The sequence below is a fragment of the Streptosporangium amethystogenes subsp. fukuiense genome (assembly GCF_042665875.1).
Taxonomy (GTDB): Bacteria; Actinomycetota; Actinomycetes; order Streptosporangiales; family Streptosporangiaceae; genus Streptosporangium; species Streptosporangium fukuiense.
Genome location: NZ_JBHTEE010000001.1, coordinates 7,248,342 through 7,262,059, shown reverse-complemented (window position 1 = coordinate 7,262,059; position 13,718 = coordinate 7,248,342). Strand labels below are relative to the sequence as shown.

Annotated in this window: 14 protein-coding genes; 5 read left to right on the top strand and 9 right to left on the bottom strand. The window is 69.5% G+C overall.

Features of this window, described 5'->3' with window-relative positions; genetic code table 11:
- The first annotated feature begins 85 nt into the window (after positions 1–85).
- Positions 86–610, top strand: a complete 525-nt coding sequence (locus ACFQVD_RS32230; RefSeq protein WP_343971668.1) for a winged helix-turn-helix transcriptional regulator — start codon at positions 86–88, stop codon at positions 608–610.
- On the opposite strand, the gene ACFQVD_RS32225 is transcribed toward ACFQVD_RS32230, so the two are convergent.
- Positions 558–1,211, bottom strand: a complete 654-nt coding sequence (locus tag ACFQVD_RS32225; protein WP_343971670.1) for a VC0807 family protein — start codon at positions 1,209–1,211, stop codon at positions 558–560. The genes ACFQVD_RS32230 and ACFQVD_RS32225 overlap by 53 nt on opposite strands.
- A 206-nt stretch (positions 1,212–1,417) precedes the next feature.
- Here ACFQVD_RS32225 and ACFQVD_RS32220 point away from each other — a divergent pair, with 206 nt between their 5' ends.
- Positions 1,418–2,266: an SURF1 family cytochrome oxidase biogenesis protein gene (locus ACFQVD_RS32220; RefSeq protein ID WP_343971672.1), complete on the top strand. Its 849-nt coding sequence runs from the start codon at positions 1,418–1,420 to the stop codon at positions 2,264–2,266.
- 105 nt (positions 2,267–2,371) lie between these two features.
- Here the strand turns inward: ACFQVD_RS32220 and ACFQVD_RS32215 are convergent, their stop codons facing one another.
- Positions 2,372–3,085, bottom strand: coding sequence for a hypothetical protein (locus ACFQVD_RS32215; RefSeq protein ID WP_343971675.1), 714 nt, complete (start codon positions 3,083–3,085; stop codon positions 2,372–2,374).
- A gap of 133 nt (positions 3,086–3,218) precedes the next feature.
- Here ACFQVD_RS32215 and ACFQVD_RS32210 point away from each other — a divergent pair, with 133 nt between their 5' ends.
- Positions 3,219–4,415 carry an amidohydrolase family protein gene (locus ACFQVD_RS32210; RefSeq protein ID WP_343971677.1) on the top strand — a complete coding sequence of 399 codons (1,197 nt, stop codon included), beginning with the start codon at positions 3,219–3,221 and terminating at the stop codon, positions 4,413–4,415.
- Here ACFQVD_RS32210 and ACFQVD_RS32205 read toward each other — a convergent pair.
- From ACFQVD_RS32205 to ACFQVD_RS32195, 3 genes are all read right to left on the bottom strand, one after another.
- Positions 4,396–4,734, bottom strand: coding sequence for a YkvA family protein (locus ACFQVD_RS32205; RefSeq protein WP_343971680.1), 339 nt, complete (start codon positions 4,732–4,734; stop codon positions 4,396–4,398). The genes ACFQVD_RS32210 and ACFQVD_RS32205 overlap by 20 nt on opposite strands.
- Before the next feature lie 156 nt (positions 4,735–4,890).
- Positions 4,891–6,306, bottom strand: coding sequence for an amidase (locus ACFQVD_RS32200; protein WP_343971683.1), 1,416 nt, complete (start codon positions 6,304–6,306; stop codon positions 4,891–4,893).
- Positions 6,307–6,309: 3 nt separating this feature from the next.
- Positions 6,310–7,278 carry an LLM class F420-dependent oxidoreductase gene (locus ACFQVD_RS32195; RefSeq protein WP_343971686.1) on the bottom strand — a complete coding sequence of 323 codons (969 nt, stop codon included), beginning with the start codon at positions 7,276–7,278 and terminating at the stop codon, positions 6,310–6,312.
- 196 nt (positions 7,279–7,474) lie between these two features.
- Between ACFQVD_RS32195 and ACFQVD_RS32190 the strand changes: the two genes are divergently transcribed.
- Positions 7,475–8,272 (top strand): hypothetical protein, encoded by a 798-nt coding sequence (locus ACFQVD_RS32190; RefSeq protein ID WP_343971689.1) that lies wholly within the window; start codon positions 7,475–7,477, stop codon positions 8,270–8,272.
- 74 nt (positions 8,273–8,346) lie between these two features.
- Here ACFQVD_RS32190 and ACFQVD_RS32185 read toward each other — a convergent pair whose 3' ends face one another.
- Entirely contained in the window at positions 8,347–9,117 is a 771-nt protein-coding gene (locus ACFQVD_RS32185) for a bestrophin-like domain (protein ID WP_343971693.1), read from the bottom strand.
- Positions 9,118–9,198: 81 nt separating this feature from the next.
- The gene (locus ACFQVD_RS32180; RefSeq protein WP_343971696.1) at positions 9,199–9,819 is read right to left on the bottom strand and encodes a TetR/AcrR family transcriptional regulator; all 621 of its coding nucleotides are present in this window, start codon (positions 9,817–9,819) and stop codon (positions 9,199–9,201) included.
- A 473-nt stretch (positions 9,820–10,292) separates the two neighbouring features.
- Here ACFQVD_RS32180 and ACFQVD_RS32175 point away from each other — a divergent pair, with 473 nt between their 5' ends.
- Complete coding sequence (locus tag ACFQVD_RS32175) at positions 10,293–11,216, top strand: hypothetical protein (protein ID WP_343971699.1); 924 nt, start codon at positions 10,293–10,295, stop codon at positions 11,214–11,216.
- Positions 11,217–11,318: 102 nt separating this feature from the next.
- Here ACFQVD_RS32175 and ACFQVD_RS32170 read toward each other — a convergent pair whose 3' ends face one another.
- Both ACFQVD_RS32170 and ACFQVD_RS32165 read right to left on the bottom strand, forming a co-directional pair.
- Positions 11,319–12,386, bottom strand: coding sequence for an aspartate-semialdehyde dehydrogenase (locus ACFQVD_RS32170; protein ID WP_343971702.1), 1,068 nt, complete (start codon positions 12,384–12,386; stop codon positions 11,319–11,321).
- Entirely contained in the window at positions 12,383–13,657 is a 1,275-nt protein-coding gene (locus ACFQVD_RS32165; protein ID WP_030919807.1) for an aspartate kinase, read from the bottom strand. The genes ACFQVD_RS32170 and ACFQVD_RS32165 overlap by 4 nt, the downstream gene beginning before the upstream one ends.
- Between the last annotated feature and the right edge of the window lie 61 nt (positions 13,658–13,718).

The window sequence follows — 13,718 nt, the reverse complement described above, 5'->3', positions numbered from 1 at the left end:
CTCAGATTCTCGCGAGAGGGCTGAGTATGTCAAGTAGACTTAGGCGAACGTTGGAGGTGGCGTCATGGCGACTTACGATTCGCACATGAGTGAGGCGGCTCCCGGCAACCTGCCCCTGCGGCTGGAGAACTGTTCCATCGAGCGCGCCCTCGGCGTCGTCGGCGAGAAGTGGACGTTCCTGGTGCTGCGCGAGGCGTTCAGCGGGGTACGGCGTTTCGCCGACATGCAGGCCGCCACGGGAGCCCCCAGGCAGGTGCTCAGCGCCAGGCTGGCCCGTCTCGTGGAGGAGGGACTGCTGCGCAAGGTGCCCTACCGCGAACCCGGGCAGCGGCAGCGCGACGAATACCGGCTGACCCAGATGGGCCTCGACCTCTATCCGACCCTGGTGGCCCTGATGCAGTGGGGCGACAGGTATCTCAGCGACCACGAGGGGCCGCCGACACTCCTCACCCACCGCGGCTGCGGCGCTCCGATCGAGCAGCACTTCCGCTGCGCCGAGGGGCACGAGGTGTCCGGCCCGAGAGAGGTCACCGCGCTTCCCGGACCCGGCATGCGCCTCAGCCCTCCGGCCCTCGCGTCTCCAGGCCCCGCAGGCAGTGCCGGAGGCTGAGCACCGAGATCAGTGCCACACCGCCGAGCAGCACCGCCACCGCCGAGGTGCGCACCAGAAGGTAGGTCTCCAGAGTCTGGCTGAGCAGCAGCCACAGGCTCAGCGCCGCGTTCAGCAGTTGCGCGCAACCCCACAGCACCGACTGCGACACGAAGAACCGGCGCATCCGCGGGTGCTCGGTCACCTGGTCGGGCAACGGCACGAGATCGGCCACCACCCGCCGGATCAGCGGCCGCCGCAACGGCGCGGTGAGCAGGAAACCCATGCTCACGCAGAACACCCCGAGGCAGGGCTGGAGGAAGAACACGATGGGGTTGCCCGTCGCCACGGTCAGCACCACCCTGACGGTGATCGTGCCCGCCGCCAGCATGAGCGTGCCGGGTGCCTCGCTCCGCCTGACCAGCCGCCAGGCGACCCCGCCGTAGACCCAGAGCGCCGCCACCGCGAGCGCGACGTGCGAGTTGGTGAAGATCAGCGCGACGTAGAAGACGAGAACGGGAAGCATCATGCTCTCGAACACCCTGGGGGCGGCATGCCGCAGCAGAGCGCCGAGACGGGGGAGTGCGATCGGAGCCGTGGGAGCGGGCATGAGCACAGTCATCAGGAGCAGGCTCCGAGGGTGGTGGAACGTCCCGGGGGGATATTTCAGCCGACCATATGCGATGTCCGGAGTGTCCATGGAATTTTCCATGACATCCGACGATCGCGCGGTTCCGGGCACCTTACTACGCCCGCGGGCACCCTCCGCCACTCCCAAAAGCGCACTCGGAGGACGGGGCGACGCTCCCGATGCCTACTCTTGAGAGCGTGTACCGGTTTCTGCTGACTCCCCGATGGCTGGCTCTGCACGTGGTGGTGTTGCTGGTCATCCCCGCTTTCGTGCTGCTGGGCCAGTGGCAGTTCGGGCGTTTCACGGAAAGATCCACCAGCAGCGACCAGATCACGCGCAACCTCGCCGCCACCCCCGTCGCCGTGGAAGAGCTGACCTCGCCCGGCGGCACCGTCTCCGTGCAGGACAAATACCGCCCCGTCACGGTCCGCGGCAGGTACGACGCGGATGCCCAGCTCCTGGTCAGGCGCCGCGTCCAGAACAAGGTGGTCGGCTTCTACGTGCTGACCCCGTTGATCTCCCCGAAGGGCACCGGCGTGCTGGTGAACCGGGGCTGGGTCAAGGCGGGTGCCACGGCCGACGCCCTCCCCGAGGTCCCCGCCCCGTCCTCAGGTGAGGTAACTGTCACCGGCAGGCTACGGCCCACCGAGACCGAGGAGACCTCGGGCATCCGGGACCGAGCGGGCCTGCCCACGGGCCAGGTCCTGCTGATCAACACCGAGGCGATCGGCGGCCGCCTGCCGTACCGGCTTCTCGGCGGGTACGTCGAGTTGACCGAGCAGTCGCCCGCGGCCGCCGCCGCGCCGGATCCCGTCCCGGCACCGGACGTCGGCGGGGGAGGCGGGCTCAACCTGGCGTACGGCGTGCAGTGGTGGCTGTTCATCGGGGTCGCGATCGGCGGCTGGGTGCTGCTGATCCGCAGGGAGGCCGCCGACCTCAGGGCCGCGGCCGCGACCGGCGGTCCGGAGTCCGGCGAACTCCCGGACGGTCCCGGGCGGCCCGCACCGGCGGAACAGACCGCGCCGGCGGAGCGGGCCGGCACCTGAGATCAGGACGAGCAGGAGCGCCGTCCGGATGATCGGCCCGAGGATCCGCCGGCCACGACGGACTTCGCCCCCCTTCGGGAACCATGCCCCATCACTACCTCATGGTCATGCGTTGACCATGGCCATGCCGAAAAGGAGCGCCACCGCGATCGCGAACCCCCGCGTGCCGTCGATTCTGGCCGGTGCGGGCAGCATCTCGTACGGTCCGCGCCATAGTGGGCGGGGCTCCAGCAGTACGTAGAACAGCGAGCCGCCGGTGAGGAACATCCAGAACCACGCCCAGCGGCTGGCGTAGCGGGGGTTCGGCCGGGTCAGCATGAGCAGCCAGGCCAGCACCTCCGCCATCACCGCCACCGGGCCGAAGGGTGCCCACCAGCGCCCGTAGGCGGGCGAGCCCACCGAGCCGCCGATCGGGCCGCCGAAGCCCTCGGTGCGCACGATCTCCACGCCGGGGTCGGCCGCGGCGCGTACCTGGGCCAGGAAGGCCCCCTGGCGCCGCTCAAGAGCCTCGGGGACCAGCCGGGTGGTCTCCGGGTCCCAGACGTCGTCGGGCTGGTCGAAGCGGGCCTGGTTCCAGGAGAGCGGCCCGTGCGACCACGTCAGCGTGCCGTAGGCGGGCCAGTTGCGGTCGTAGACGACCTTGGTCACCCCGCCGGCCCGCAGGTCCGAGATGAGCTCCGCGGCGGGCCGCAGAGGTGGCGCCTGGTTGAAATGGACGACCACCGTGGAGATCGCGAGCACGAACAGCAGCGCCAGACGCACGACATACGGTATGTCGCCCCGCGCCGGAACCACCACTCGCATCTCTGCCCCCGTCACGCGAGATCCACCGCCAGACAGGCTAGCCGGTGGCCCCGTAGGGCGCCTGTAAGAGACGTCCTGGGAGACAGAGATACCAACCGGAGACCTTGCGGCTTGAACAGTGTTATTCCAGCGTCATACGGTTGACCGTGTGACTACGCCGCTGCTCCCCGACCCCGAGCCCAGGCGGCGGGACTATGTGATCATTTCAGCCGACGACCACCTGATCGAGCCGCCCGACATGTTCGACGACCGGCTGCCGGAGAAGTACGCCGAGCTGGCTCCAAAGGTGGTCGAGACCGATTCGGGTCACCAGGTCTGGCGCTACGGCGGTGCCACCTACCCCTGCGCCGGGCTCGACGTGGGCGCCGGTCTGCCCCGCGAGCAGTGGACGCTCGACCCGGTGCGGTTCGAGCACATGCGTCCCGGCTGCCACGACATCGAGGCCCGGATCGAGGACATGGACCGCGCCGGCGTCTGGGCCGCGCTCTGCTTCCCCGGCATGCTGGCCGGGCAGTCGGGCATGGTCTTCGCCAAGACCCGCGACCAGGAGCTCGGTCTGGCGATCCTGCGCGCGTGGAACGACTGGCACGTGGACGTCTGGGCGGGCACCTATCCGGAGCGGATCATCGCCCTGCAGCTGCCCTGGCTGACCGACCCCGAGATCGCCGCCAAGGAGATCCGCGACAACGCGGCGCGCGGCTTCAAGGCGGTGCTCTTTCCCGAGTTCCCCACCCGGCTACGTCTGCCGTCCATCCACAGCGACCACTGGGACCCGTTCTTCCAGGCGTGCGAGGAGACGGGCACGGTCGTCTGCCTGAACGCCGGCGCCGGTTCCTGGGCCCCCGTCCCCTCACCGGACACCCCGATCGAGGCGATCACCACGCTGATGCCGACGAGCGCCATGTTCGCCTGTGCCGACTGGCTCTGGTCGGGCATCCCGCTGCGCTTCCCCGCGCTGCGGATCCTCATCGTGGAGGGGGGCGTGGGCTGGCTGCCGATGCTCGCCGAGCGGGCCGACTACGCGCTCGACCACCCGGTGGCCGGCGAGGCCTCCTGGGAGGGCGGCCTGAAGCCCAGCGAGGTCCTGCGCAGAAACTTCTTCTTCGGCACGCTCAACGACCACGCCCTGTCCGGGGTGCGGCTCGCCGTCGGGCTGGAGCACGTGCTGCTGGAGAGCGGCTACCCCCACTCCGACTCCACCTGGCCCGACACCCAGCAGGCCATCGCGACGAACCTGGGCAGCCTGCCGCCCGCCGACATCGCCCGGGTGGCCTACGGCAACGCCGCCCGCCTGTTCGGCCACCCGCTGCCCTCCCGCGCCTGGCTCAGGATGGAACAGCTCTGACCCGGTCACGCTCCCAGTCGACGTAGCGTCCGCCCTCACCGAGCAGGGAGCTCATCAGCCACAGGAAGACCCCGAAGTCGTCGGCCACCCCGATGAGAACCAGGAAGTCGGGGACGATGTCGACCGGCGAGATGATGTAGAGCACGCCAAGGCCCATCATGGCCAGCTTGCCCTTGCTCATACCGGGGTACTGCCCGCGCATGACCGCGCCGATCATCCTGGGAAGAGCGCGCAGGCGAGCGCCGAGACCGGGCGAGCCCGGCTTCGACACACTCCGGTACGTCTTCCACGCCTGTGCCGCGCGCGCCGCCTTCGCCATGGGGATTCCTCTCGGAAGCACGTTCGCCTGGTGGCGTACTACCCCGCCACTTCACGATATAACGCGTGATTTTCCGATACGGTTCCCGAACGCCGACCGCGACCGGGACGATCATGCCCCGCCGCCGCTCCCGTCCGTCCTTCCCCGAAAATCGGGTCAGCGCATCGCCGTGTGCCGGAAGGGCCGCTCCTCCTCGATCTGCGCGGCCACCCGGATGAGCAGGTCCTCCCGTCCCGCCGCGGCGACCAGTTGCACGCCTACCGGCAGACCGTCCGCGGTGCGGTGCAGCGGCAGGGAGATCGCGGGCTGCCCGGTGGCGTTGATCGGCGAGGTGAACGCCACCGCCTGGTTGGTCAGGCCCCGTGAGAGGCTCACATCGTCCGCGGGCAGCTCGCCGAGGCGGAAGGGCGCCACTCCCAGGGACGGCATGAGCAGCAGGTCGTGGGAGTTCCACCAGGCGGCCATCCGCCGCCGGAACCCGTCGATCCAGTCGCGCGAGGCCAGGTAGCCGACCGCACCGAGCTCGCGACCCGCCGCACCCAGGATCCGGTTGCGCGTCTCCAGCTCGTCCAGCTCCACGGGTCTGCCGCGCCAGCGCCCGATGTCCTCCAGGTCGGCGGCCACGTGGGCGGCGACGACGGTGCCGAAGTGCGCGGCGAAGCCGTCCTCGGCGAGCGCGGGCGGCCCTCCCGGCTCGACGTCGTGTCCCAGCGCCGCCAGCAGCCCGGCGGCCCCGGTGACCGCGGTCACCAGGTCCGCCTCCGGCGGGACGGTCCCGTCCGGATGTCCGGTGAGGAAGCCGATCCGCAGCCGCCCGGGGTCGGCTCCGACCTCCTCGGCGAGCGGGCGCCGCCAGGCGGGCGCGCCGTACGGATCACCCGGCATCGCCCCCGCGACCACGTCGAGGGTCGCCGCGCTGTCCCTGACCGTACGGCAGAGCAGGCCCGCGGCCGAGAAGCCCGCCCAGGGCTCGCCCGCCGACGGCCCCGAGCTGACCCTGCCCCTGCTGGGCTTCAGACCGACCAGCCCGCACATGCTCGCCGGGATCCGGATCGATCCGCCGCCGTCGCTGGCCGTGGCCACCGCGACCATGCCCGCCGCCACCGCCGCCGCGGACCCTCCGCTCGACCCGCCGCTGCTGTAGCGGAGGTCGTACGGGTTACGGGTCGGACCGAACGCCACCGGCTCGGTGGTGATCGCGGTGCCGAACTCCGGGGTGTTGGTCCGGCCCAGGATGGTGAACCCCGCCCGGCGCAGCCTGGTCACCGCGTAGCCGTCGCGCTCCGCCGAGATCCCGTCGAGGGTGCGCGATCCCGCGCGGTACGGCTCACCGGCCATGCCCCAGCCCAGGTCCTTCAGCAGCGTCGGCACCCCCGCGAAGGGGGCGTCGAGCTCGACCTTGTCCGCCTCCTCCAGCGCCCGCTCGAACCTGCGGTGCACCACCGCGTTGATCGCGCCGTCGCACGCCTCGATCCGGGCGATCGCCGCCTCGGCGAGTTCCCTCGGGGAGACTTCTCCCTTCGATACGGCCTGCGCCTGTCCGAGCGCGTCCAAACCCAACAGGTCGTGCAAGAGTCACTCCTCGGCGGGGGCCAGATCTCGTACGGCCTGCGTGATCGGAACCTCGCCGCCGGGGATGGGGGCGAGGACCGGGGTGTTCAGGCCGTTGCGCACATACTCCCGGATCCTGGCCCGGCACGTGGCGGCGTCCCCGTGCACGATGAGGTCGTCCACCACCTCGTCCGGAATGGCCTTGAGCGCCGCCTGCCGGTCACCGGCCGCCCAGGCCTCGTGCATCGGCCGCAGTGTCTCCCCACGTCCCAGCCAGTCGTGGAAGGCCGCGTAGACCGGGACCGTCAGGTAGCTGGCGAGCATCCAGCGTCCGAGCTCGCGCGCCTTCTCCGCGTCCTCGCTGACGCACACGAACAGCCGGGCGATCAGTTCGGTCTCCTCGCCGACCTCGGCCCTGACCTTCAGCACGTCCTGCGGGGAGAGCCAGTTGGTGATCGCGCCGTCGGCCTCGTCGGCGGCCAGGTGCAGCATGCGGGGACGGAGCGCGGCGAGCACGATCTTCGGCGGGATCTTGGGGGCGCGCTCCAGCTTGAAACCCTTGATCTCGAACGTCTCGTACCGCTCGGTGACCTTCTCTCCCGCGAGGGCCTTGCGCAGGAAGCGCAGGGTGTCCCTGGTCCTGGCGAACGGCTTGACGAATGCTCCGGCGTTCCAGCGCTCCACGATGGCCGGGGAGGAGGCCCCGATGCCCAGGACGAAGCGCTCGGGGGCCAGGTTGGCGAGCGTCGCGGCGGACATGGCGAGCAGGCCGGGCCCCCGGGTGGAGACCGGGACGATCGCGCTGCCGAGCCGCAGCCCCGGCGCCCATTCCGCGGTCATCGCCAGGGGCACGAAGCCGTCGACCCCGTTGACCTCGGCGGACCAGGCGTCGGTGTAGCCGAGTCCGGGGAGTTCGGCGATCAGCTCCTTGGAACCGGCCAGTGAGCGGTCGTAGAAGGGAACCGTCATACCCCAGCGCGGGCCTGTAGCCATCGTGCCACCTCCGTGTCAGCGGTCGCCGTCCCGGGACTTTGCCTAGAACGATGTTCTGATGTAGCTTGCCGCACCCGGCCGGGGGGTCGTCAATAGGCCGACTGTACCAACCAGACGGTATGCCTCGGATGTAATGATCTATGTCGACTCCCCACTTACCCTCCCATCACTTTCCGCATGATGTTAGAAACTTTGCGTGACGACGCATCGGTGGAGGAAAAGACGACGGGGCCTGCTCGGCGCGGCGGTCCTCGCGACCTGTATCGCGGCCCCCGCGCCGGCCGTGGCGCCCTCGCTCTCGGCGTTCTCGGCGACCTCGACGGCGGGCGGTGCCGGTCCGCCCGCCCCGCAGGTCGTCCGGCACGTCAGAGAGCCGATCTCGGCCTCCAGCCGTTCAACGCACCCGGAACCTGAGACGGACCACTCGGCCACCGGCTCCCAGGCGAGCCGGGAGCCGGTGTATCCCGGATATCCGGCCATGCCGCCACCCGAGATGAAGGCCGAGCCCGACTACCCGACAGCCCCTCCCCGGGTGGGCCTGGAGCCCGGGGACCCGGTCGCGTTTCCCTCCGAGGGGAAACCCGAACCGGACCATCCGAAGAAACCGCCGGAGAAACCGGGCTACCCGGCAGAAATTCCGGTCAAGCCGGAACCGGAGCCGGCTCCCGAACCCAAACCTGATCCCAAGCCCGAACCGACACCCGAGCCCGAACCGGTGTCGCCGACGCCCGCCCCGCCCTCACCACCCCGCCCCCTCCCGCCCGCCTACATTCCCAAGGCCGCTGTCACGCCGGCACCGTCCCGGACCCGCCCCCCGCGGCCCGCACCGGTGACGCGCCCCAGCGCTCCTCCCCTCCTGCGGCAGCGCCTGGTGCCGGACCGCTACGCCGAGCGGCGCAAGGGCACCGACCGCAGGCTCGTCCTTCTGGTGATGTTCACCGGCGTGATCTCGGTCACCGCGGTCGCCGCCCTCAACCAGCGGGGCCGCGGATAGCGCGGACGGCCCCCGATCGGACAGCGAAGCCCGCCGGGAACCACCGGCGGGCTTTTCGATCCGGACGCGCCGGGCTACGGCTGGGCGGGAAACTGGCCGTCGATCTGGTCGTACTGCCGCTGCGCGGCCTTGAACGCGTCAGGCCCGACGGCGCCCGGCCCGCTGAACGGGTGGCTGATCAGGATGATGAAACACACCCCGATGACCACCACGCCCACCCGGACCAGATCGGCGACGATCGACGGGAAGGTGGGCCGCACCCTGAGCGTCCAGGGCAGCGCGATCACCAGCAGCCCGGAAATGATCATCGAGACCACGAAGATGCTCTCCAGGCCGGTGCCCGCGTCGTCACCCCTTACGGTTCGGGCGTGGGAGATCTCGGAGACCCGGTCGAGCGCGTCCTGCTGGAGGTTCTTGCCCGCGTCGCCGATCGGCCGGAGCCGGAGCACCGAGGCCCGCATGTCAGCGAGGGTCTGCCCGGGGAGCGGGGACATCTCGCTGTCGGCCATGAGCGGCCAGTCGAGGTCGATGCTCTGCGCGGTGTACTGGCGGATCTGGGTCCTGACGGGCGCCGCCTCGGGGATGGGCGCCACCGACCAGTACATCTCGGTGAGGCTCTCGGCCTCGGCCTGTACGTCCGTCTCCGTCGTCCAGAGTCCGTCCCGGCACAGAACCGCGGCGTAGGCCAGCACCAGCAGGTAGACGGCGAGGGCGAGGTTGGCGGAGAAGTCGATGGACGACGAGCCGTGCCCGTCGTCATCCCGCCCCTTCCTCCTCAGCACACGGAACGCGATCAGCGGGATCGCGACGGACAGCACCACCAGCAGCACGGCTACCCAACCCATGAGACTCCCTTGAATCCGCCATCGAATCGACCACTCAGGGTAATCAGATCGACACGATGATTCCTGGAGTTCCGCCGGTATTCACTCGCGAAGTTCATGGACTCCCGCGATGAAGTCACGGGCGACCCCGCGCAGGCCAGGCAGGTGCGAGAGCCCCACCAACCGGTCCACCAGCGGCACGGTGAGCTCGATGAACCGATATGTCCGCCGACATCCCTCAGAGTCGTCGTGCACCCAGAACAGGACGACGCCCATCGACATCAGCCAGAGCAGTTCGGGCAGTTCGGCCCGCAACTCGGCGTCCATCCGGTCGGAGGATCCCTCCACGACCCGCCGGTAGATCCCGATCGACGCGTCCCTGGAGGGCGAGGACTCGGCGCTGAACGGGTTGAGCGGGTTGCTCGGCTCGGCCGCGTGCTTGAAGAACTTCACCGCGAACTCGTGGTAGGGCTCGGAGACCCGCACCCACTCCCGCAGCACGCCCTCCAACCGCGCGGCGAACCGGTGTTCGGTGGCCAGCAGTTTCTCGCACGCGGCCTCGTGCTCGGCCTGGGCCCGGTCGTAATAGGCCTGGACCAGGATCTCCTTCGAGGCGAAGTAGTAGTAGGCGTTGCCCACCGACACCCCGGCCTCGGCGGCGATGGCCCGCATCGTGGTCGCCTCGTACCCTCGCTCGCGAAAAAGCCGCAGGGCCGTCTCCACGATGACCTCACGGGTCCTGTCTGATCCACGGCTTCTCGGGGGCGGCTCGGCCATAGAGCACCTGTCACCTATCGATTGGAGCTGGGAGAACGGGCTCATCTGGTCTCTCTCCACTGGACGAACCCTAGATCATCCGTCCCGTGTCACCAGGGAGAAGCCCCAGTCAACGACCCTAGGCGCGCCACATTGCCCCCGCCACTCATATCAACCATCGCCACATGACTCTCGTCTCCGTGCGCCTTCGGCGGTAGCGACCCGATCACCGCGCGACCGCTGTCTCAGCAGGTCATCGAGCCGCACGATGATCCCCATTACCGGGCAAAATTCACTCTTCGGGAGGGATCATCCGGGTTCGGTAGTGGGATTGATCCATTTGGCGGAAGGGCTCCCGCGACAAGGGATACATAATGGGGACACGTCCCTGTAGACAGCGGGCTGCCCGGTTTACCGCCGGAGCACTGCTCGCTCTGCAGATGTCTTTCATCGCATCGGCCCGGGACGACAGTGCGACCGCGGAGAGCGGACGCGCGTCGGCCACCGTCACGATCGTGAGCCGGCCGATCACGGCCGGCCCGGCGGAGGCACGCCGGTCCACGACCATCGGGACGTACGACACCGGCACCCTGGAAACCGCCGGGCTGCACCGCCGGACCGTCCACCGGGTGAGGGACATCGCCACCGCGGGCACACCCCCCGAACAGGCGGCCCCCCTGATCCCCGAGACCACGGGACGGACACGGGCCGCCACCCCGGCGGGCACACCACCGGAACAGGCGGCCCTCCTGATCCTCGAAACCGCGGCGCGAACGCGGGACACCGCCGCCGCGGACGCGCCATCGGAACAGGCGGCCCTCCTGATCCCCCAGAGCCCCCGGGAGACCCGGGCCTTCCAGCCGCGGTCCCGCCCCGAAACCTTCGCGGAGCAGGCGCCCTCCGTCCCCGAGAAGGCGACCGAGGCCCACCCCCCTCAGGCGCAGCGGGCCAAGCAGCGCCAGCCGGTGCGGCTGGCGCAGGCGGACGCCAGACAGCGCCTGCGGGCGGCGGGCCTGACCTGGAGTTCCTCGGGTAAATGCGCGAACCGCCAAGGACGGCACTGCACCTCGCTGCAGGCGGTCCGGGCCGCCACCGTCTCCGACGTGATCGAGCTGAAGCGCCGCAGCGGTTGTCCCCTGGTCATCACCGGCGGCACCGAGGTGGGCCATGCCCCGGGCCCCTACAGCCACTACATGGGCTACAAGCTGGACATCAAGCCCAACACATGCATCAACCGCTACATCACGAAGAACTATCCGCCACAGGGCATACGAGGCGACGGAGCCCCCCTGTACGGCGAATCGGCGACCTCGGGCACCCTCTTCGCCCGCGAGGCGGACCACTGGGACATCCTCTTCCGCTGACTCACGGGATTCCGCCGGCTCCGGTGTTCGCCGTTCACACCAGTGCCGCGGAACCGCGAGGGTCGTGCGGCGACATCCGATGCCGCCGCACGACCGGGGAGGTCACCCGAATTCGGCCGCGACCAGCTCGGCGATCTCCGCCGCGTTCAGGGCAGCGCCCTTGCGGAGATTGTCGCCACAGACGAACAGGTCGAGGGTGTTGGGGAAGTCGAGCGCCTGACGGATTCGGCCCACGTAGGTGGGGTCGGTTCCGACGACGTCCGCCGGGGTCGGGAAGACGCCGTTGGCCGGGTCGTCCATGACGACCACGGTCGGAGCGGCCTCCAGAATCCGATGGGCGTCGGCGACGGTGATCTCACGCTCGAAGGTCGCGTGCACGGCCAGTGAGTGGGTGGTGATCACTGGGACGCGGACGCAGGTCGCCGAGACCTTCAGGTCGTGGATCCCAAGGATCTTCCGCGACTCGTTGCGGAGCTTGATCTCCTCGGAGGCCCAGCCGCCGTCCTTGAGCGAGCCCGCCCACGGCACCACGTTGAACGCCACCGGTGCCGGGAAGGGCGACTCGGCGCCGGAGAGCTTGTTCTGCAGGACCTTGCGCACGTCGCCGGCGGTCTGCCCGACCGTACGGTCGCCCGCCAGGGCCTCGACCTCGTCGTAGAGGCGGGCCGAGCCCGCCACACCCGCGCCGGAGACCGCCTGGTAGGAGGCGACCACCAGCTCACGCAGGCCGTACTCCTCGTGGAGGGCACCCATCGCGGCCATCATCGACAGGGTCGTGCAGTTGGGGGTGGAGATGATTCCCAGCGGCCGCTCGCGCGCGGCCTCGGGGTTGACCTCCGGCACGACCAGCGGGACCTCGGGGTTCATCCGGAAGGTGCCCGACTTGTCGATGACGACGGCACCGCGCTCGGCGGCGATCGGCACCCACGTCGCGGAGACCTCGTCCGGCACGTCGAAGATCGCGATGTCGACGCCCTCGAAGACCTCGGGAGTCAGCTCCTGGACGACGAGGTCCTCACCGCGGACCCTCAGGACCTTGCCCGCCGAGCGGGCGGACGCGACGAGCTTGATGTCTCCGTAGACATTCTCGCGGCCGGAGATGATGTCGCGCATCACGGTGCCGACGGCACCGGTCGCGCCGATCAGGGCAAGAGTGGGCTTGCGGCTCATCGCCCGGTACCTCCATAGATAACGGCTTCGACCTGGTCGGCGTCGAGATCGAACGCGCGGTGCGCGGCGCTGACCGCCGTGTCCACCTCGTCCTGTCCGACGATCACCGAGATACGGATCTCCGAGGTGGAGATCATCTCGATGTTCACCCCCGCGTCGGCGAGAGCGGCGAAGAACGTCGCGGTGACGCCGGGGTGCGAGCGCATGCCCGCTCCGATCAGCGAGACCTTGCCGATCTGGTCGTCGAAGAGCAGCGACTCGAAGCCGATGCGCTCCTGGATCTTCTTCAGCGCGGTGAGCGCCACGGAGGCGTCACTCGTGGGCAGCGTGAAGGAGATGTCGGTCCGGCCGGTCGTCGCCGCCGACACGTTCTGCACGATCATGTCGATGTTGACCTCGGCGTCGGCGAGTGTTTTGAAGATCGTCGCAGCCTCGCCGACCTTGTCGGGCACCCCGACAACGGTGATCTTGGCCTCGCTCCGGTCGTGCGCGACGCCGGAGATGATCGGCTGCTCCATCTCTGTTCCTTCGCTGTCGGGGTCGGATACGACCCACGTGCCTTCCTTGGTGCTGAACGAGCTTCTGACGTGGATCGGCAGGCCGAAACGGCGAGCGTACTCAACGCAGCGCAGGTGCAGGATCTTCGCACCGCAGGCCGCCATCTCCATCATCTCGTCGTACGAGATCTTGGGAATCTTACGGGCGGTCGGGACGATGCGGGGGTCGGCGGTGAAGACGCCGTCCACGTCGGTGTAGATCTCACACACGTCGGCGTTCAAGGCGGCGGCGAGCGCGACCGCCGTGGTGTCCGAGCCGCCCCTGCCGAGCGTGGTGATGTCCTTGGTGTCCTGGGAGACGCCCTGGAACCCGGCCACGATCGCGACCTGGCCGCTGTCGAGCGCCCCGCGTATCCGGCCGGGCGTCACGTCGATGATGCGCGCGCGGCCGTGCGAGGAGTCAGTGATCACACCGGCCTGGGAGCCGGTGAACGAACGCGCCTCCTGGCCGAGGTTGGCGATCGCCATCGCCAGCAGCGCCATCGAGATGCGCTCGCCCGAGGTGAGCAGCATGTCAAGCTCCCGGCCAGGCGGGAGCGGCGAGACCTGCTGGGCGAGGTCGAGCAGTTCGTCCGTCGTGTCACCCATGGCGGAAACGATCACCACGACGTCGTTGCCGGCTTTTTTCGTCGCGACGATCCGCTGAGCGACCCGCTTGATGCAGGACGCGTCGGCGACGGACGAACCACCATACTTCTGAACAACGAGCGCCACGAGATGTCTCCGAAGCAATCTAGGGCTGTGGAGTTCACAGTCTACTGGCGCCCTAGCTGGG

Bases quoted from the DNA above. Each gene is read 5' to 3' on its own strand.
- ACFQVD_RS32230 (WP_343971668.1), top strand. From the start codon at position 86: ATGAGTGAGGCGGCTCCCGGCAACCTGCCCCTGCGGCTGGAGAACTGT.
- ACFQVD_RS32225 (WP_343971670.1), bottom strand. From the start codon at position 1,211: ATGACTGTGCTCATGCCCGCTCCCACGGCTCCGATCGCACTCCCCCGT.
- ACFQVD_RS32205 (WP_343971680.1), bottom strand. From the start codon at position 4,734: ATGGCGAAGGCGGCGCGCGCGGCACAGGCGTGGAAGACGTACCGGAGT.
- ACFQVD_RS32195 (WP_343971686.1), bottom strand. From the start codon at position 7,278: ATGGCTACAGGCCCGCGCTGGGGTATGACGGTTCCCTTCTACGACCGC.
- ACFQVD_RS32185 (WP_343971693.1), bottom strand. From the start codon at position 9,117: ATGGGTTGGGTAGCCGTGCTGCTGGTGGTGCTGTCCGTCGCGATCCCG.
- ACFQVD_RS32175 (WP_343971699.1), top strand. From the start codon at position 10,293: ATGTCTTTCATCGCATCGGCCCGGGACGACAGTGCGACCGCGGAGAGC.
- ACFQVD_RS32170 (WP_343971702.1), bottom strand. From the start codon at position 12,386: ATGAGCCGCAAGCCCACTCTTGCCCTGATCGGCGCGACCGGTGCCGTC.